11 protein-coding genes are annotated in these 19,922 nt (G+C 51.5%); 8 read left to right on the top strand and 3 right to left on the bottom strand.

Going from position 1 to position 19,922, the window contains the following annotated elements:
* Nucleotides 1–24: 24 nt before the first annotated feature.
* Both AC2YIT_RS17310 and AC2YIT_RS17305 read right to left on the bottom strand, forming a co-directional pair.
* On the bottom strand, nt 25–2,493 hold the full coding sequence (locus tag AC2YIT_RS17310) for a heavy metal translocating P-type ATPase (protein ID WP_487279983.1): 2,469 nt from the start codon (nt 2,491–2,493) through the stop codon (nt 25–27).
* A gap of 232 nt (nt 2,494–2,725) precedes the next feature.
* Nucleotides 2,726–3,319 (bottom strand): OmpH/Skp family outer membrane protein, encoded by a 594-nt coding sequence (locus AC2YIT_RS17305; protein WP_487279982.1) that lies wholly within the window; start codon nt 3,317–3,319, stop codon nt 2,726–2,728.
* Nucleotides 3,320–3,388: 69 nt separating this feature from the next.
* Here AC2YIT_RS17305 and AC2YIT_RS17300 point away from each other — a divergent pair, with 69 nt between their 5' ends.
* The 8 genes from AC2YIT_RS17300 to AC2YIT_RS17265 all read left to right on the top strand — a co-directional run bounded on the left by AC2YIT_RS17300 (nt 3,389) and on the right by AC2YIT_RS17265 (nt 17,342).
* Nucleotides 3,389–4,066: an RNA polymerase sigma factor gene (locus AC2YIT_RS17300; RefSeq protein ID WP_430849055.1), complete on the top strand. Its 678-nt coding sequence runs from the start codon at nt 3,389–3,391 to the stop codon at nt 4,064–4,066.
* Nucleotides 4,067–4,143: 77 nt separating this feature from the next.
* Nucleotides 4,144–5,115: a FecR family protein gene (locus tag AC2YIT_RS17295; RefSeq protein WP_487279981.1), complete on the top strand. Its 972-nt coding sequence runs from the start codon at nt 4,144–4,146 to the stop codon at nt 5,113–5,115.
* Nucleotides 5,116–5,494: 379 nt separating this feature from the next.
* Complete coding sequence (locus AC2YIT_RS17290; RefSeq protein ID WP_487279980.1) at nt 5,495–9,061, top strand: SusC/RagA family TonB-linked outer membrane protein; 3,567 nt, start codon at nt 5,495–5,497, stop codon at nt 9,059–9,061.
* 10 nt (nt 9,062–9,071) lie between these two features.
* Nucleotides 9,072–10,676, top strand: coding sequence for a RagB/SusD family nutrient uptake outer membrane protein (locus AC2YIT_RS17285; RefSeq protein WP_487279979.1), 1,605 nt, complete (start codon nt 9,072–9,074; stop codon nt 10,674–10,676).
* Between the two features lie 228 nt (nt 10,677–10,904).
* Nucleotides 10,905–13,619 (top strand): PQQ-dependent sugar dehydrogenase, encoded by a 2,715-nt coding sequence (locus tag AC2YIT_RS17280; RefSeq protein WP_487279978.1) that lies wholly within the window; start codon nt 10,905–10,907, stop codon nt 13,617–13,619.
* 44 nt (nt 13,620–13,663) lie between these two features.
* Complete coding sequence (locus AC2YIT_RS17275; protein ID WP_487279977.1) at nt 13,664–14,872, top strand: n-acyl-d-glucosamine 2-epimerase; 1,209 nt, start codon at nt 13,664–13,666, stop codon at nt 14,870–14,872.
* 2 nt (nt 14,873–14,874) lie between these two features.
* Nucleotides 14,875–16,095 (top strand): sugar MFS transporter, encoded by a 1,221-nt coding sequence (locus tag AC2YIT_RS17270; protein WP_487279976.1) that lies wholly within the window; start codon nt 14,875–14,877, stop codon nt 16,093–16,095.
* Nucleotides 16,096–16,136: 41 nt separating this feature from the next.
* A complete protein-coding gene (locus AC2YIT_RS17265; protein ID WP_487279975.1) occupies nt 16,137–17,342 on the top strand; it encodes an ROK family transcriptional regulator in 1,206 nt (401 codons plus the stop codon).
* Nucleotides 17,343–17,540: 198 nt separating this feature from the next.
* Here AC2YIT_RS17265 and AC2YIT_RS17260 read toward each other — a convergent pair whose 3' ends face one another.
* Nucleotides 17,541–19,907, bottom strand: a complete 2,367-nt coding sequence (locus tag AC2YIT_RS17260) for a hypothetical protein (RefSeq protein WP_487279974.1) — start codon at nt 19,905–19,907, stop codon at nt 17,541–17,543.
* Between the last annotated feature and the right edge of the window lie 15 nt (nt 19,908–19,922).

Below are 19,922 nucleotides of genomic sequence, written 5' to 3'. Positions count from 1 at the left end.
GCGGCTGGTAAAGGATGATGATTGCTACGTCCGTTTTATGACATTGGTCAGTTTTCTGAGATGTCGCCGCGCTGCGGCATTACTTGCAACCGTGGTAAACGCCACAATCGTAATGGAACTGACCGGCATCAGAATGGCAGCAATGACCGGCGAGAGGTGGCCTGTTACCGCAAAGGATAGTCCCACTATGTTGTAGATCAATGAAATAGCAAAGCTTTCACGGATGATACGCTGGCCGCTGCGGGCAAGGGCGATGTATCCCGGCAGCAACCTGAGCTGGTTGCCTTCGACGATTGCGTCGCAGGAAGGGGAGAAGTTGTTGATATCATCCGAAACGGCCAGTCCGACGTCGCTCTGGCGCAATGCGCCGGCGTCGTTCAGTCCATCGCCCACCATGAGCACATGGCGGCCTTCTTGTTGCAATCCGCGCACGAAATCCAGCTTTTGCTCCGGTTTCTGGTTAAAAAGCAGCAATGCGTTCTCCCCGAAGAGCGGGGCGAGCAAATCGCGGTCGGTAGGGCGGTCGCCGGAAAGGAGGTAGGTGCGGATACCTGCTTGACGCAATGCGGAAAGCGTTTCGGGCAGCTCGGGCCGGTATTTGCTGCGGATCGTGAAATAACCCTTTACGATCTCGTCGATAGCCACATATACCCGGCTCGACTGCCCGGTACTTTCCTCGTCGCTGACCGCTCCAACCCAGCCAGCGGATCCCACTTTCACCATTCGTACCCCCCATTGTGCGGCCATGCCCTTGCCGCTCGCTTCCGAAAAGCCTGTCAGAACGCGCCGGCTGGCGGGCACATCGGCCAAATGCTTCGATATCAGTCTGCTCAATGGATGGGAGGATTGGCCTACCAGGGTTTTGATCATCACCAGCTCATCCCACGTCGATGGTTCACCTGTAAAATCGATTTCCGCGTCGTCGGGCAGGGTAATAGTGCCTGTTTTGTCAAAAACTACCGCGTCGATCTGCGCCAGCCGTTCGATGCTGTGCGCATTTTTAGGATAAAAACGGTTACGGCTGAAAACGCTCAGCAGATTCCCGTTTGTGAAGGTGGATGAAAGCAGCAATGCGCACGGGCAAGCCACCAGCAGCGTGGTGGTGAACGCGAGGAATGCGGTTTCCGGGTTGTTATTGACAAAAAACCAGAACGCAAAAGTGACTGCCGCAATACCCAGCACGATCAGCGAGAAGTAGCGGTTAATACGTGCCGCCAGCGATTTGTTGGTATCGTCTTTCTCACGGGCAAATGCCTCATTATTCCAAAGTTGCGTCAGATAGCTTTGGGAAACCTCCCGCAATACTTCCAGTTCGATGGACGCACCTTTTTGCTTGCCTCCTGCGTAGATAGTATCGCCTTTCCGTCTTTCGACCGGCTGCGATTCGCCGGAGACGAAGCTGTAATCGACCATCGCCACCGGGCTTTGCAGCACGGCATCGGCCGGGATCAGTTCTTCATTTCTGACCAGCATCCGGTCCCCTTTTTGCAGGTCGGTAATAGGTTTGCGTTCTTCAATGCCGTCGCTCAGGATGGAAATGGCGATCGGGAAATACGATTTGTAGTCGCGGTCAAACGAAACGCCGGCGTAAGTCTTGTCCTGGAAATACCGGCCTACGAGCATAAAAAACACGGCTCCGGCAAATGAATCCAGATATCCGGGGCCGGTTTGCGTGGCGAGCTGGTAAATGCTGATCAGAAAAACGCAGCTCAATGCGAGGGCAATCGGTGCGTCGATGTTCAGATAACGCCCTTTCAGTGCCGACCAGGCCGATTTGTAGAAGTCCGCCGCGCAGTAAAACAGAACCGGCAAGCTCAACGCGAGGTTAAGAATACCGAAAAGTGTACGAAGATTTTGATCCGAAGTATTCTGCCCCAAATGGAAATATTCGGGAAAGCTGAGCATCATAATATTCCCGAATGCAAAGCCTGCAATGCCGATTTTGTAAAGCCGGGTGCGGTTCCATTTGCCGGCTTTCTTACCCGACAAATCATCCATGCTCAGGTAAGGCTCATACCCGATGCGCGTAAGCAGCGCGGCCAGTTCGCTTAGCCGCAATGCGGGCGCGTCGAATGTAATTCTAACCTTTTTTTCGGGAAAGTTCACCACCGAGCTTCGCACTGCTGGGTTGAGGCGATAAAGGTGTTCGAGCAGCCAGATACACGAGCTGCAATGCATTTTCGGAAGGTACCAGTACACGGTGGTCAGGTGCCCGTCCGTGAACTCGATCATCTTGTCATGCACTTCGGGCTGATCGAGATGGTCGTACTTGCCTTTGTAAAAAGTCGGATCCGGCGAAATGCCCTGCGCACCTTCGATCGCATAATACTGACAAAGATCACTGTCTTTCAAAACGCTGTAGACGGTCAGACAGCCGTCGCAGCAAAAATCGTGGTCGTCGGCGTGCAGGACTTCATCGCGGCATTCCTCGCCGCAATGGTAGCAGGCATGTCGTGTATCGGAAATGGCCTCCGGGGCCGTCAATATGCTCATGGTCATGGTCTGGATTAAACCTTGTCCAAAATTGGAGCATACGATCAGCCGAACGGATGACGGAAAGACGTGTGAAAAACTGACTTTGGTCAGGAATTGTAATCTATACCCTGGTTGAGCTCGAAAGCGTAGTGATAATTGATTTTTTCAACCGTAAGCTTTTATATTTATTTATCGGAAACGAAAAAAGCCTTCGGTAAAGAAGGCTCTTTAATGTAATGTTATCCGGCGTTCATCGCTTCAACAGCTGCGGGAGCCCCACCTTGCGTGTGGATGCGGCCGCGGCGTTTATTCCCAGGTTCTTCATGATATCGGATGTCAGGTTGGAGGTGGAATCGCGGGCGTAGAGGACGACGGGCCAGAGGTCGCCGCCATTGGGGTTGAGGTCCATGCGGAGCAGGAAGGCATAACCTTTCTGCCGACCGGCGAAGATGATGGCCTCATTGACTTTTTGTTTGATGGGCTCAAACTGTTTGGCGTAATAATCGCGCAATTGGGCCATGGAATTGGCCTCGAAATCTTCATAGGACTTTTTCAGGTTTTCGAGCTCGATGGCCTTGTCCCGCAGAATGGCTTGATCGGCCTTGCTGGCGACGAGTTTGTCGAAGGCATCGGATTTGAGTTTGAATTCCTCGTATTTCCCTTTCAGAATCTTATCGTATTGATCGCTCTTGACGACGATCTCTTCATTTAGTTTCTTGAATTCGGGCATATTTTCAAGAATGTGCTGCTGGTCGACGTAGCCGATCTTCTGGTCGGGAGCCTGTGCAAAACTGGCCGCGGTGCAGCAAAGTACCATCACAAAAAGTGCAGATAATGTTCTCATTTCGAAAGGTTTGTTTGAGGTTTGTAATACTTCAATAACGGTTACATAAAGATCCTGTTGTCCCAAAAATTGTTAAAATTCTCACCAACTACCATCGGTTTTAACCGACGGATCAGCGAACTTGCGGGCTCCAAACCCTTTCTTACAACCATCGCTCCCGAAAACCCAAATAGCACCGACGATATTTTGCTCGCCCGTATGCAAACAGGCGATAGTGAGGCTTTTGCCGCCTTGTACCGTAAATACTGGCGCAGGCTCTTCGACGCCGCGTACCGGCGGATCCTGTTGCGTGAAGAAAGCGAGGAAATGATCCAGGAAATTTTCGTGGATCTCTGGGTCAAACGCGAAACGCTGCTAATTTCGGTATCGCTCGAAGCCTACCTGTTCGGCGCGCTGCGGTATAGCATTTATAACCTTATCCGTTCCCGCAAAATCAGGGACGCTTATCTCGAGCATCTACTACAAATGCCGGGTGACGAAAACAACTATATCGAAGATCGCCTGCATTATGAGGAGCTCGCCCGCGCGCTGGAAAGTAGTGTTCAGAAACTGCCGGAGAAATTGCGAAAAGTGTACCTGCTCAGCAGGAAGGAGCATCTAACCTACAAGGAGATTGCCGAACAGGAACAAATTCCCGTCGATACAGTCGAAAAGCAAATGGGGCGGGCACTGAAAATCTTGCGTGAAAATCTGAAAGAATTTGCCTGGGCGTGGATTGTGCTGGAAATGTGGGATTTATACCCCTAGAAGAAAAAACTGCGCTGGCCGTGGCGGTAACCGCGCCGGAATGTTACTATATCAAAAGCGGAGAAGTATATAGACGAATGGACAAAGATCGCTTGCTGTATTTACTGGAAAATGACAAGAGGGGACAGAACTCGTCCGCGGAGGCAGAGGAACTGGAAGCCTGGTACCGCTCGGCGGAGGCGCGCCCGGCGTTAACGGATAGGCTGTCTGCAGATGGCTTGTCGGCATTAGAGGATAAAATTTTTGCCCGGATACTGACCGCGAATGCAGAATCTCACGAATGGCTGGAAGAATCGCCGGCTGGTAAGTCCGGCTGGTTTGGCTGGGGAAAAATCGCGGCAGCGGTGCTATTGCTGATTGTCGCTGGAATCGGCTTGTATGTGTTTCAGCAACAAAAAGGCCGCGTTACCGAACGCACCGGCTTTGGAGAAACGCGGGTACTGATATTGCCCGACGGTTCGGAAGTGACTTTGAATGGAAACTCAGTGCTTTCATACGATACTGAATGGCCGGAATTGCGCGAGGTACGGCTGGAAGGCGAGGGGTACTTCAAGGTAGTTCATACCAGAGACCACCGGAAGTTTCGCGTACGTACAGGAGCTGATTTCAGCCTCGACGTGCTGGGTACCCAGTTCAATATCAGCAAGCGTGAGAGCGGCACACGAATCGTCCTCGACGAAGGGAAAGTCCGTTGCAACCTGGGTGACTCAGAAAGTGACACGCTGGTCCTTAGGCCAGGCGAAATGATCCAGTTTCATAAAAAACCATCTGATTACCAGCGAGAGCGTGTAGAAAAAGGTCTCTATTCTGCATGGAAAGACCATAAACTTGTTTTTAAAAATACTTCACTCCGGGAGGTCGCGGGGATATTGCGGGATACCTATGGCCTGGAAACAGAAGCCAGCCGGCCCGAACTGCTCGATCGCCAGATTTCTGGCTCCGTCCCGACGGACAATGTCGACCTGCTTCTGCAGGGTATTGCCGAGGCATCCGCTGTAACCATCACGCGCGACGGCGACCAGTTAGTCATTGCACCCAGATCCGAATAAGGCACATAGTTATGAAATCGCAGAGTCAGGAAAGTCATTAGGTCAAAAGGTCAGGTGTTGTATTTAACAGGTCAGGAAAGTTTTTAGATCAGGAGCTGTAATCGAGAACTGAAGGTATAAAACTGACATATATTCCTATGAGAAGTTTATAATTTAATTTATTAATTGTCTTAAAAATCAAATTTTATATTTGAAATTGAGATAAATAGATACTTCTTAATTCGATGATTTTGCACTGTTAAAAATTTTTAGAAAAAAGTTGCATTCCGCGTGGCGGTAAGCCGAATGAAACGGTACTCTATGTTTAGAATCGCGAAATAATATGGTACGCGTTCGGATTTTGGCCATTTAAACAAACCCTGTTAAAGCCCTTTTGCCTATGAAACGACTGATCACTACTCTTAACCTGATCGCCATTTGCTGCTGCGCCGTGTTTGTGGTGCATGCGCAGAACGTCGCGCTATCGAGACTCGACGGGAGCGTGCTAGCCGGGGTCGCCTCAGGCCGCGTCAGCCCCGGTGTCGACTCGCGCCCACGCCAGGCAGTAACCCTGGAATCGAAACTTCGTGAGCTGGAAAAGCAGTTCAATGTGTCCTTTTTGTATAATTCAGGCTATGTCAACGGTAAAACCGTAAAGGAATCCGGCAAGACTGGCTCGCTGGAACATTCACTGCGTAAGATCCTGGAACCGAATAATCTGGCTTTTAAGAAATTGCGTGACAATTTTTATGTGATCTACATTAAAGATGAATCTACTGAAAAGACTGGTGACCGGCCTGACTCGGAGCGGAAAGCACCGCTGGAATCGCAGCCGACCGGTCAATTGCAGGTGACACAGCCGGTGAATACCCTAGCATCCTTGTTAAAGGGAGCGGCGGAACGCAAGGTAGCGAATGTCGCGCTGACGGTCTCCGGGGTAGTGGTCGACGCGGTTTCCGGCGAGCCGTTACCGGGCGCCAGTGTGATTGTAAAAGGTTCTGGTACAGGCACAACTACCAATGGGGAAGGTCGGTATGAACTTTCGAATGTGCCTGAGAACGCGACCTTGGTCTTTTCATTTATTGGCTACCTGTCGGCTGAGGCGCCGGTGGATAACCGCTCAGTAGTAGATATGAAACTTTCGACGGATTCGAAGTCGCTTTCGGAAGTCGTCGTGGTAGGATATGGTACCGTTTCAAAAAAGGATGTGACGGGTTCGGTGGCCTCGATAGGAAGTGATGAGATCCGAAATATGCCCGTGCGATCCGCAACGGACGCTTTGCAGGGGAAGGCTGCGGGCGTGATGGTGACGCAGTCGAGCGGGAGCCCGGGCTCCGCGGGTATCGTGCGTATACGGGGGATCGGTTCGATCAATAACTCCAATGAGCCGCTCTACATTGTCGACGGGCTCCCCCAGACAGGTATAGGATGGTTGAACCCGAATGATATCGAGACCATGGATATTCACAAGGATGCATCCGCGGCTGCCATTTACGGTTCGCGCGCCTCGAATGGTCTGGTGATTATCACTACCAAAAAAGGCTCCAAATCGGAAGCAATGAGCGTTTCGTTTGATAGTTACTACGGTTTGCAGTCGCCATGGAAGCGTCCGCATATGCTGAATGCAGAGGAATTTATCAACTATAAGAACCGCGCGGCCGAGGCTGTGGGCGTTACCCCGCCGATCTCCCCGGACATGAAAACCCAGGCGCTCAACTTCGTGCGGACGAACACAGGCGCCAACGGTACCGACTGGTGGAAGCAGATTATCCATGAAAATGCGCCGGTACAGAGTTATAATATCACCGTTTCCGGCGGCAGCAAAAAGGTTGATTTTGCCTCGGCATTGGGCTATATGGATCAAAAAGGGATCGTTCGTGGTTCCGATTATCGCCGGATTTCGTGGCGTAACAATGTGAATGCGGATATCAACGAGCGGGTACGCCTGGGTAGCAACATTGCCGTGGTGTACGAAAGTCGCCGCAATATCGATGAAAACAACCCGTATTCCGGAACGATTTTCAGTGCCATGACTGCCGATCCGATCACGCCTGTTTACCGTGATAATCTTCGTGATATTCCATCTTTTTACCAGACGATCATGCAGGGCTACGATGCCAGCAACCCGTTTTCGCGGTACGCAGGTGTATTGTATTCCAACAAGCCAAATCCGGTAGGGCAAATCGAGCGGATGCGGCAGAGTATCTGGGAGGGGATCAGTATGAAGGGCGGCGCGAACCTGGAAGTGAAAATCCTGGAACCGCTTAAATTCCGAAGCAACTTTGGTCTCGATATTCACCGGGGCCTTTCTAAGGGCTTCACCCCCCAATACTACCTCAATGGGTACGATTACGCGACCTACAACACGATCAGCAACTATTCCTATTGGTCCAACTATTTCGTTTGGGAAAATACGCTCGCCTTTGACGAGGTCTGGGGGCAGCATCGCCTGAATGTCCTCGCGGGTACCTCGGCGGAGCTCACAAAAGGATTGGAGTACGGCGCTTCCAAGCAAGGAGCCGTTAATAATGAGGAAGATATGCGGATTATCAACGCCGCTACGATCAATCCGGGCGCCTCGGGCTATACTTATTCCAATGCATTGAACTCCTATTTTGGAAGGGTAAGCTATTCGTTTGGCGGAAAATATGTGTTGACGGCCAATGTGCGTCGTGATGGTACTTCCCGGTTTGCGAAGGATTACCGCTGGGGTACGTTTCCTTCGGTGTCGGCCGCCTGGAATTTTACCAATGAGGAATTTTTCAAAGACGCAGGCTTGAAATGGCTTTCAGAAGGTAAGTTACGGGCCAGCTACGGGCAGATTGGTAACCAGAATGTTGCCAATGGTGCATACCTGTCGACCTACGGCAACAACAGCCGCTATCTTTTCGGGGATAACAAAACCTGGTACATGGGTGCCGGCCGCGGCAGTATAGGGAATCCGATGCTGCAATGGGAAACGTCCAATCAGACCGACATTGGAGTAGATCTCGCGTTTTTGAATAACAAACTGACGTTAACTGCGGATTATTTCAAAAAAGCAGTGGATAATATGCTGCTCATCGTACCTCTGCCGACCACGTTGGGTTATCCCAATTTCCCCTGGTCGAATGCGGGCAAGATGGTGAATAAGGGCTGGGATTTTGCGATCGGGTATGACGACGAAGTGGCTGGTTTTCAATATGGTATCAAAGCTACGCTGTCGACTTTCTCCAATAAGGTAACCACGCTCGGAGGCGGTGAGCCGATTTATTCGACCGCGCATTTGGGTGAAACCATCACCAAAACCGAAGAAGGAATGCCCGTGGGCTACTATTTCGGATGGCAAACGGACGGTATTTTCCAAACGCCGGATGAGGTTAATGCCAGTGCACAGAAAGGCCTTTCGACAGCAGGAGATATCCGTTTCAAAAACATCAATGGCGACCAGTTGCTTAACGCTGACGACCGTACGAAAATCGGGAACCCATGGCCGGACTTCATTTACGGGCTTACGGTGAATGCGGCTTACAAAGGATTTGATATCAGCGCATTCGTGCAGGGCTCGCAGGGGAACGATGTAATGAACATCCTCCGGTATGATACCGAATCGGGTACCGGATGGTACAATGCACCGAAAGGTTTCCTCGAAAAGGCATGGAATGGCCCGGGAACTACCAACCAATATTACAAGATCTCGCAGAATGCGGGGTTGAATACCAATGTGTCCCAGTATTTCGTCGAGGACGGTTCGTACCTGCGCATGAAGAATATTCAGCTGGGTTACAGCTTGCCGGGAGAGTTGCTGCAAAAGGCGAAAATCAAGCAGGTAAGGTTGTATGTAGGCGCGCAGAATCTTTTCACGGTCACTAAATACAGCGGCCTCGATCCCGAAATGGGCTCAGCCGATCCGAAGCTGACGGGAATCGATCAGGGATATTTCCCGCAGGCGCGTACATGGATGTTTGGTATCAATGCAAAATTCTAAAATATTCACAATGAAAAAGTTATCAATCATAATGCTCGCGTCGTGCCTGGTGCTGGGCGGGACGTCCTGTTCCGAAGAGTTCCTCGACCGTACGCCTCCGGGCAACCTTACCGACGAAACATTTTACAAATCGCCGGATGCTGGATTTAAGTCGCTGGTAACTTGCTACCGGGGTTTTGTCAGTAACTTCTGGGGCTACGAGGCGGCCCGGGCTGAGTTGGGCAATATGGCTACGGACGATGCCGACAAGGGCGGTTCCGATGCTGGCGACCGCCCGTTCGTGACAGACCTCGGTTTCGGGCGCGCACTTTCGTCCAACGAAACCCTTGCAGGTTACTGGACAGCCCGTTACAGCGCGATCGGGAACTGCAATGTGGCATTGGAGCGGTTGCCGGATGCCAGCCTTATCGACGCCAGCGGCGCGCCGTTGGATCCGGTCCAGAAGAGTCGCTACCTGGCTGAAATCCGGTTTTTGAGAGCGTTTTTCTACTTCGAGCTCGCGGAGGTTTTCGGCGGCGTGCCCCTGGTGACCAAAACGCTTACGGTCGACGATCGTACCAAACTGAACCGCGCATCGGCTAAAGAGGTGTTTCAGTTTATTGAAGCCGAGCTGACAGCTGCTGCGAATGACCCGGCCATGCTTTCGGCCGCCAAGTTGCAGGCTTCCGAAGTGGGCCGGGCTACCAAAGAGGCTGCCTGGGCATTGCTGGCGAGAGCTTACCTGTTTTTTGCTAAAGATGACCCCGCACTTTTTGCCAAGGCGCGCGATGCCGCGAAAAAGGTGATCGACTCGGGCGCATTTGCTTTGCACCCTCAGTATCAGGAGATTTTTTTGGAAAACGGGTATAAGACCAAGGAAGCTGTGTTTTCCATTATCATGGGCGATGATCCGGCGATTCCTATCTATGGCAGTACCATTAATGTGTACTGTTCTCCTCGTGGAGCGACCGGCGGCTGGGGCTTTGATTTGCCCACGCAAGACCTCGTAAATGAGTTCGAAGAGGGCGATCCGCGGTTGTTGTATACTATTCTGCAATCTGGGGACCAGTTTCCGAAAACAAATGGTACGAAAGAGGTATTGGATTTTTCGACCTACCCGAATACCGGTTACCACAGCCGCAAAGTGTATTTGCCTGAGTCACGCCGTGGACAAGGATGGGGTAACGACGCCTGGACTTACCACCCGATCCGCTATGCCGATGTGCTGCTGATGTACGCAGAAGCATTGATCGAAAGCGGAGGGGATAAGAGCGAGGCGGCTGGCTACATTAATCAAGTGCGCAAACGTGCCTCGGCTTCGTCGCGAAAGGATATTGAAGCGGCATCGAGGGTTTTGAAAGTGGCTGAAAAGCAGCTGCCGGATGTGAAGGCAGGCGACGATCTGCGTAAGGCCGTGCGGCATGAACGCCGCGTGGAGCTGGCCATGGAATACCATCGCTTGTACGACCTGATGCGCTGGAACACGCTCGTGCCGACGATGAAGGCCTACTCAGCCAAACCGTTCTCGAATGGCAAAGGCGGGAATTTTACGGCAGGGAAAAATGAGGTATTTCCGATTCCACAGGTGGAGATCGACCGCTCAGGAGGCTCCATTGTGCAGAATCCGAACTATTAGATTAATGATTGAATGATTGAATGATTGAATGATTGAATGATTGAATGATTGAATGATTGAATGATTGAATGATTGAATGATTGAATGATTGAATGGCTGAATGATTGTTCTTCGGCGGAATAATGACTTGGTTAATACTCCTTATTCGGTCATTCAGTCATTCAGTCATTCAAAATTAAAGTTTCACATATCGCTATATTTTATAAATCATTTTATTAAGTTTATTGGGTGAAAAAATTGAAATCTTCCATTGGTCTTTTGTTTGCCGGGGGGCTGTGCCTGGCTTCGGTGAGCCGGCACGATAAACCAGTTTTCCGGGATGTACAGAATGCAGACCCGGTTCGCATGGCCGGAATATCGGAGGGGCCGGATTCGAGCCGGTTTACCTATACCAAACTGGTGTCGGGCCTCGATGAGCCGATGGAAATGGCGATCCTGCCGAATTACGATATGGTGATCGCTGAACGGAAAGGGGCTGTGCGCTATTTCAACAATGCCACCAAAGAGCTTTCGACGATCGCGCAGTTCAATGTTTTCAGCGGCATCGAGGACGGGCTGCTCGGCGTAGCAGTTGACCCGGACTTCAAACGTAATAACTGGATTTACTTCTATTATGGCGTTGGAGGTGAGAAGAGTGTCAGTCATTTGGCTCGCTTCGAGCTGAAAGGGCAAAACCTGATCCAGGATTCTAAAAAGGTTCTTTTGGAGGTGCCTACCCAGCGTAAATATTGCTGCCATTCGGCCGGTTACCTTACTTTTTCGGATGGTTTGCTCTATCTCTCGATCGGCGACAATACCAATGCTGAGGAAATCGAGGGGCATACGCCCATCGACGAGCGTCCGGGCCGCGAGCTTTCGGACGATCAGGCGGCTACTGCCAACAGCAATGACTATCGGGGGAAAATCCTGCGGATCAAGCCGGAAGCGGATGGTACTTACAGTATTCCCGACGGGAATCTCTTCCCGAAGGACGGTTCACAGGGCAAGCCTGAAATTTATGCAATGGGTGTGCGGAATCCGTTCCGCATTTCCGTCGACCCGAAGACGAAATACCTTTATTGGGGCGATGTAGGCCCTGATACGGAGGTGCCTGGCAGTGAGGGTAAAATGAGTTATGACGAGATCAACCAGGCGCGTAAGCCGGGTTTCTTCGGCTATCCCTATTTTTTGGGGGACAATGAGGTGTTCCCCGACTATGATTTCGCGACCAAGAAGGAAGGACAAGGAAAAGATCCGCAAAAGCCGATCAACGATTCACCGCATAACACGGGAATCCGTGAGCTGCCGCCTGCCCAACCAGCATTCATCTGGTACGGGAAAGGCCCGTCGAAGAAATATCCGCTGGTAGGCAAAGGCGGTGCGAGCGCCATGGCTGGCCCGGTGTATTACAGTGATTTATACCCGGATGCGCCCTACAAACTTCCGGAATACTACAATGGGAAGCTGTTCATTTTTGAATGGATACGGAAGTGGATCATGGCTGTGACCATGGATGCGAACGGCAACTATGTAAGCATGGAGCCTTTCCTTCCCCAATTGAAGGTCGTAGCGCCGATCGACATGCAGATTGCCCCCGATGGCGCCATTTACCTGCTCGCTTACGGTACCAACTGGTTCGCACGCAATACCGACTCCGGCATTATCCGGGTGGAGTATGCCGAGGGTAACCGCAATCCGATAGCAGCTGTTACGACAGGTAAGACCATCGGGGCCGCACCATTCACGGCTACGCTTTCTGCCAAAGGCTCGAAGGATTACGATGCTGCCGACAAGCTGACCTACGAATGGAAGATCGGGGCGAAAAAGCTGGCGGGGGAGGAAATCAAATACACTTTCACCAAACCCGGTACTTACAATGTAGTATTGACCGTCTCCGACCAGAACGGCGGAAAGGGAACTGCTACTACCGAGTTCAAGATCGGAAACACGCCTCCGGATGTGAAGATCGAGACGAAGGCGAATCGCAGTTTTTACTGGGATAATGCCCCGTTTGATTACAATATCAAGGTTACGGATAAAGAAGACGGGAATATCCAGCGAGCCAAAATTCACGCTGGCTTCAATTACCTGGCTTTCGGAAAGGACCTTGCGGGTGCGTTGTCGGGTTCGGAAGGGGAGAATATCCGGTATGCGGCGACGGCGAAATTGTATGCTTCGCTGGATTGCAAGGCTTGTCACACACTGGAAACCAAGTCGATTGGTCCGGCATTGAAGGATATTTCAAAAAAATACACGGATAACGCAGGCGCTGCGGATATGCTTGCGCGCAAGATCATTACCGGGGGAAGCGGAAACTGGGGCTCTTACCCGATGCCCCCTCACGCGGACCTGCCCGAAAAAGACGCGAAAGAAATAGCAGGTTACATTCTTTCATTAGGTAAAAATGCGGAGCAAATGCCGCTTTCTGCTCAGCTGAAACTGACAGAGCATATTGGAAAAGGCAATGAAGGCGCTTACGTCTTGCTGGCCTCGTATACCGATAAAGGCGCAAATGGGATCGGCCCGCAAAAAACGGCCAGTCATATCGTCCTGCGCAATCCGCTGGTGCAAATGGAGGATTACCAGGAAGGGAATGTGGGCGTGGTGATCGCGACGCAAAACACCGGCTACGTGTCCTATATCGCCAACATTACCAATGGAAAATATACGCGGTTCAACCAGATTGACCTCACACACATCAAGAACATCCGATTTCGCATTCAGGAGCATGGCGCTGGCGGTACGATCGAGTTACGCCAGGGAGGCCGTGAAGGTCAGCTGCTGGGTAAAGTCGATGTCCCCGGCGGACGGCTGGACGACCTCAAAACCGGTTGGAAAGAAGTGCTGTTGCCGGTAAACGGCAAGGATATCCATGACCTTTACCTGGTTTTCAGGAATGAAAAGGCCAGGGGCCCGCTGTTCCATATTGATTGGATGTATTTCGAAAACGATTTTAATCCCTAACCTTTTAAAATGCAGGACTATTCCTGAACCTAAACCTACCTTTCATGCAACCCGAAAAGTATATTGACCAGTACCGACACGCACTGCTGAACGATGTGATCCCTTTCTGGATGAAGAATTCTCCCGACCACGAATCGGGAGGTTTTTTTACGTGTCTCGACCGCGAGGGGAAGGTGTTCGACACCGACAAGTTTCTGTGGCTTCAATGCAGGCAGGTATGGTGCTTTGCCATGTTGTATAATCAGGTGGAAGCACGGCAGGAGTGGCTGGACATGGCACTTTCGGGGGCAGTGTTTTTGCAGAAGCATGGGCGGGACCATGGGCACGGACGGGACGTCCGCGCCGGCGCCAACTGGTATTTTTCGCTGGACCGCCACGGAAACCCGCTTATGCAGCCGCACAGCATTTTTTCGGACTGCTTTGCTACCATGGCATTCGGGCAGTTGTACAAAGCTACGGGCAACGAGGAGTTCAAAACCATTGCCACGGACACTTTTTATAACATTCTGACAAGGCAGGAAAATCCAAAAGGTATTTACAGCAAAGCCGTGCCCGGTGCGCGGCCGCTGGAAAGTTTCGCGCTGCCGATGATCCTGTGTAACCTGGTACTGGAAATCGAGTCGCTGCTGGAACCGGCATTGGTGAATGAGGTGATCGGACGCGGTATCGACACGGTCATGAACAAGTTTTACAAGCCTGAGCTGGGTGTGATCTTCGAAAATGTCAGCCCGGACGGTTCTTTTTCGGATTCGTTCGAAGGCAGGCTGGTCAATCCCGGCCATGGGCTGGAATCGATGTGGTTTATGATGGATCTGGCCGAACGTACTTCGGACGCGCAGTTGGCGCAACGGGCGGTTGATATCGCGATCCAGCTCGTGGAGTACGGTTGGGACCATGAGCATGGCGGGATCTTCTATTTTATGGATGTAAAAGGCAATCCGCCCCAGCAGCTCGAATGGGACCAGAAACTTTGGTGGGTACATATGGAAACGCTTATCACGCTCTTGAAAGGTTACCTGCATACGGGTGACGAGCGTTGCGCGCACTGGTTCGAGCGCGTGCACACATATACATGGGGTCATTTCCCTGATCCTGAGTACGGCGAGTGGTTCGGTTACCTCAACCGCCAGGGTGAGCCGTTGCTGACGTTAAAGGGCGGTAAATGGAAAGGCTGCTTCCACGTACCGCGAGGATTGTACCAATGCTGGAAAACGCTGGAAGCCATTCAATCGAAAGTGTCCTTAAACGTCTGATTATGGCCCAGGTACCAGTTGCTGCCACCCAGCCTGCGGGCATTGCCGACGGGCAGAATTACAGGCCCGCGTTGATAACGCTCGCGGTTTTGTATTTTATGATGGGGCTTATCACCTGCCTCAATGATACCCTTGTTCCATTTTTTAAAAGCAGTTTTCAACTGAACTACACGCAATCGGCGCTGGTACAGTTTTACTTCTTCGTTACTTATGGCGTAATGTCCATTCCTGCCGGCGTTATGGTCAGTAAATTCGGATTCAAACAGAGTATGGTGGCCGGTTTTGCGATCGCGGCGGTGGGGACGTTCCTGTTTTTTCCGGCATCATTGATGCACCAGTACTACCTGTTTCTGGCAGCGCTTTTTATTCTTGCGATCGGCATTGTGCTCTTGCAGGTGGCTGCAAACCCCTACATTACCTTACTGGGCCCGCCGGAAACCGCTTCGTCGAGATTCAACCTCATTCAGGCGCTGGGATCGCTGGGTACTACCGTAGCACCGCTGCTGGGCGCATCATATATTCTTTCGGAGGTCCGCGATGGCATGCAATCCAGCGAGGCTGTGCGGCTTCCCTATCTTTGTATTACCGCGCTGGTGATTGTGATCGCCTTCGTGATCAGTCAGTTGAAGTTACCTTCTCCGGTTTTACAGGCACCTGACAACGAAGAGCAACCGGGAATTTTCGGTTTCCGGAACCTGCGGTTCGGCCTGGTGGCATTGTTTTGCTATGTGGGCGCGGAGGTTTCCATTGGCTCTTTTCTGACCAACTATATTGCCGATACTGCCGGTATTGTGGAGAATGAGGCCGTTACCTACGTCGCATTGTATTGGGGAAGCATGCTGGTGGGCCGGTTCATAGGCGCTGGTGTGCTGAAAATCGTGCGGGCGCCGCAGGTATTGAGCGTTTGTGCCATTGCTGCCGTCGTATTGATCGTCGTGTCCGTGACGGGCGCAGGTATGCTGGCTGCCTGGACGATGGTGGCCGTTGGCTTATGTAATTCGATTATGTTCGCGACGATCTTTTCATTGTCGGTAGCCGGGCTGGAAGAGCATGCGACCAGGGCTTCCGGCTGGTTGTCCACTGCCATTGTCGGTGGGGCAGTCATATCGTTTTTACAAGGTGTGCTGATTGACCATTTCAACTGGCAGGTTGCTTTTATGCTACCGCTGCTGTGCTATGTTTTCATCCTCTTTTTTGGCATGAACGGGTATAAAACAAAGTAAATATGTCCTTAATTTAGCCGCCCCATTTGTTTTTACACTCTATGAGCAGACCACTTCGCGTTGCAGCCAACTATAAAACCAAAGATCCGGCCGGGATTATCCTGGGGTATCTGGCCAATCATGGCAGCATGACGCTACCAGAGCTGGGAAAACGGCTGAATATCAGCGTCCCGAAGGTAACGGTACTGGTGAATGAGCTGCGAAACGAGGGTTTGGTGAGCGATTACGGCAAGGTCGATTCTTCCGGTGGCCGCAAGCCCAATTTGTATGGTGTAGCAGCGGAGGCCGCCTATTTTATCGGGGTGGATGTGAAGCAAAGCCATATCACGATCGGGTTGCTGAATCTGGACAAAACGTTGGTCAGGAATTCGGGTAAAATGGACTACGAGCTGACGAATACCGTCGAATCGCGCGATACGCTGTGTGGTCATATCCTCGATTTTATCGGCGGGCTATCTGTTCCGAAAGACCGGATCAAAGGGGTGGGTATCAACCTGTCGGGCCGGGTTAATTACCGTACTGGGCACAGTTACAGCTACTTTCATTTCGACGACCGTCCGCTAAGCGAAATTGTCGAAGAGAAAATAGGCTTCCCCGTATTCCTCGAAAACGATTCGCGGGCGATGGCTTATGGCGAATTTTGCCTCGGAGCTGTTGAAAATGAAAAAGATGTACTTTTCCTCAACCTGGACTACGGTATCGCGGTCGGGATCCTGATGGGCGGCGAGTTGTATTATGGTAAATCGGGTTATGCGGGCGAATTCGGGCATATGCCGGTTTTCAATAATGAATACATCTGCCGGTGCGGGAAAAAAGGCTGTCTGGAAACGGAAGCCGCCGGCTGGGCTTTGGAAAGAATGTTCCGTGAAAAGGTCCGGGAAGGCTCTTCGTCACTCATTACGACAAAAATAGCTGAGCCCGATCGCATTATGATGGACGATATCATCGAAGCCGCCATAGCCGACGACGTGCTTGCCATTGAGCTTATCGCGCAATTGGGCCAAAATATCGGCCGCGGTATCGCTTCCCTGATCAACGTTTTCAACCCAGAACTGGTAATCCTTGGAGGCGGCCTGCTTGCTACGGGCGATTACATTGGTTTGCCCATTAAAACAGCCATTAATAAATACTCCCTTAGCCTGGTTAATAATGATACAAGACTGGTGCATTCAAAATTGGGTGAAGACGCCGGCTTACTGGGGGCCTGCCTGCTCGTAAGGAATCGCTTTCTGGGCATTCACGATTAAGCCACAGCGTGGCTTCCTATTTGTAGGAACGAAATGGCGCGAAGGTTTACCTTCATGACTGTTATTCGCAGGCCTCCGGCCGGTCGACACCGCGATGTCGCTTTTGTTGTATGGACCGGCCGGAGGCCTGCGAATAGTGTGTGCAAATCTGGAGATTTGCACCGGTAAGCGCTTTTTAGAAATTCACAATTGATCGCATTAAGGCTGTTTCAATAACCATACATCCGAAATCTTCGATTGCTTGCGCCAGTTCAACTGTGATTCTTCCGGGCCGTCGAAAGTGACCGAGATCTTGCCGTCCTGGGTGAGGCTTAACGGCACGATCCATTCTTTGAATGTCTCGGATTCTTTGTTGTAAACAATAGGGGAAAGCCTTCTCCCATCCACACGCAGGAGCGCATCGCCTTCACCCGCTACGCGTATGATGTAGCGTGCGCGGGGGTCGAGGTTGTCATAATCGAGTTCCGGCTCACGTTGGAAAAGCTGTGTCGACAGCCTTTTCCGGCTCATACCATTATCCCACCATGCCACGTCGGTGGCATCTTCTGAAATCGTTTTGACGCGGGGCCCCTTGGCTACACTCGAAATATCGTCGTAGTAACTTCCGGGACCTGGATTTTCCCAGAATGCGATGGTTTTCAATCTCGCTAACTGTTCGTCGGGACTGGTCATTTTTTTTATTTTCTCGAATTCATCGGCCAGCCACCAGCGGTTATTGAGGGGATAATTAACGAAATCCATCACCACACCGCGTTCCGGGTTGCGCGGTTTGTGCTTTTCGGTACTTGTTTGCAGGCCGATAGAAGTGTAGAGTACATCGCTTAAATCAACGATATGCTTGTAGATGTCGCGTTCAATCGGTTCCTGATCCGCTTTGTTGACGGTTGCCAATGCCGCATCCATGGACTTTGCAATGGTATTCCGGTCGGCAGCGGCCAGAATTGCATTTGCTTGCTTTTCAAGATTTTGTTCGCGGATGAGGCGTTGGCGCGTGTACTGGTCATAATATGCACGCAGCAAAAGCATTTGCCAGCGCCAATTGCTCGCGAGACTCTCTTCTGTTTTTTCAAGAACCCGCCAGTTGATGTAAGTCATTTCCACGCCGCCATTTTCGGTTAATGGACCTTTCCAGTTTTGTTCGAGTCCTTCGATCGCACTCGCTGCTATGGCAGCTACTGTATGATTAAAGAAAAAGGCGGAGTATTCCTCCATAATGCCATGCACATCGGCCTGCGGATCCCACGCGCGCATGCTCCACAGCACCTTATTCACGTCGTCGTGGCTGCCGTCGGAGTAGGAAACAAATCCGTCCGTAAATGGCGCGTATTTCGCGTGGATTTTGGCAAATGCAAAGGGCCGCGGATTGACCGACTCCCTGCCGAGTGTCAATGCAAATGCCTGATCGAACTTCTCCACCGGGAATTCGCAGCGTACAGAGTGCGTAATATCGGGGTACTGGCGGTGCTGGTATTGCTTGGGCAGGCGGTAACGGGTTTCGGCCATTGGCGGGCTGCCCGGGCCGGATACCACACCTTGCAGCCAGGTGGGTTTTTCTGTTTCCAGGTACTTGTAAAAATAATCGATCTGCTCAGTGTCGAAACCTTGCAGGGAAATCCACATTTTAGCTTTCGGGTGATACTTCACCAGTATGGTTTGCAGCTCTTTCAGGAAAGGCAATACTTCGGAAGGATGGTTGTCGCCGGGGTCGCCGCCGGGAAAGAATATGTGGTCGAGGCGAGGGCACTCTTTGTAAAATTGCTCGTGCATTTCCAGTTCGGCCTGACGTTTGGCTTTGTCGGCCAGCTCAAATGTGGCAGGTGTCCACACCCAGTAATCCATATCGTATTTCCTGCATATTTCACTCATTTTGATGCGCATTTCCCTGGCGGGGATCTTGAAATGCGGGCTTGGCTTATCGTCTTCATGGAACGGAATACCTTCCACTGCATTACTGCCGAAAATAGCGAGGTCGCGGATGTATTGGTCGAATTGTGCGACCGTCCAGGCATCGTATGTATTGGCGGTGGACCGATAACCGAGCTGGTGCCCGCGGATCGGGTAGGCAGGGGACGAGGCTATGTTTACGGGCCCGGCGAGTTCCAGAAGCGGCTTGCCCATAAATGCCTTGCTCATTTTCAAATGCCGCAGCAAATACCCGGTACCAAATAGCACGCCCCGTGCATCGGCTCCAATGATCCAGACGGTTTTGTTTCCACCCGTTGTTTCGGTTGCGATCCGGTAACCTTCCGGCTTGTATTCGGGGCCGTTTCCGTCGCCTGCAGGCACATTGCGCGACAGTAAAGTTTTGTCCGATGCCAGTGCAAATGCGATGACCGGCGCATTACCCTTGGGCCATGCTGCTGCATTTTTCAGCGTTATACCCGTCCGTTTTGCGATTTCCTCCGTAAGCACCGCCGGAGCCGTTTCTTTCATGGGGGACGCAATACCCGGGGAAATAACCCACGTCGCGTTTTTCAGGTCAATGGACTGTGCGATGCTTGGGAAACAGATTGCCAGGAAAAATAGGGTTGTAATGAATGCCTTGAAGCGGGTTTGGAAATACATGACAAATGGGAATCG

The sequence above is a fragment of the Dyadobacter sp. SRI_021 genome (assembly GCF_057586235.1).
The sequence above is the reverse complement of the archived record's forward strand: the minus strand, read 5'-3'. Positions and strand labels throughout refer to the sequence as shown.

What these genes read in the sequence shown, in the direction of transcription:
- AC2YIT_RS17305 (WP_487279982.1), bottom strand. Translation starts at nt 3,319, where the DNA reads ATGAGAACATTATCTGCACTTTTTGTGATGGTACTTTGCTGCACCGCG.
- AC2YIT_RS17310 (WP_487279983.1), bottom strand. Translation starts at nt 2,493, where the DNA reads ATGAGCATATTGACGGCCCCGGAGGCCATTTCCGATACACGACATGCC.
- AC2YIT_RS17265 (WP_487279975.1), top strand. Translation starts at nt 16,137, where the DNA reads ATGAGCAGACCACTTCGCGTTGCAGCCAACTATAAAACCAAAGATCCG.
- AC2YIT_RS17285 (WP_487279979.1), top strand. Translation starts at nt 9,072, where the DNA reads ATGAAAAAGTTATCAATCATAATGCTCGCGTCGTGCCTGGTGCTGGGC.
- AC2YIT_RS17275 (WP_487279977.1), top strand. Translation starts at nt 13,664, where the DNA reads ATGCAACCCGAAAAGTATATTGACCAGTACCGACACGCACTGCTGAAC.
- AC2YIT_RS17295 (WP_487279981.1), top strand. Translation starts at nt 4,144, where the DNA reads ATGGACAAAGATCGCTTGCTGTATTTACTGGAAAATGACAAGAGGGGA.
- AC2YIT_RS17270 (WP_487279976.1), top strand. Translation starts at nt 14,875, where the DNA reads ATGGCCCAGGTACCAGTTGCTGCCACCCAGCCTGCGGGCATTGCCGAC.
- AC2YIT_RS17290 (WP_487279980.1), top strand. Translation starts at nt 5,495, where the DNA reads ATGAAACGACTGATCACTACTCTTAACCTGATCGCCATTTGCTGCTGC.
- AC2YIT_RS17260 (WP_487279974.1), bottom strand. Translation starts at nt 19,907, where the DNA reads ATGTATTTCCAAACCCGCTTCAAGGCATTCATTACAACCCTATTTTTC.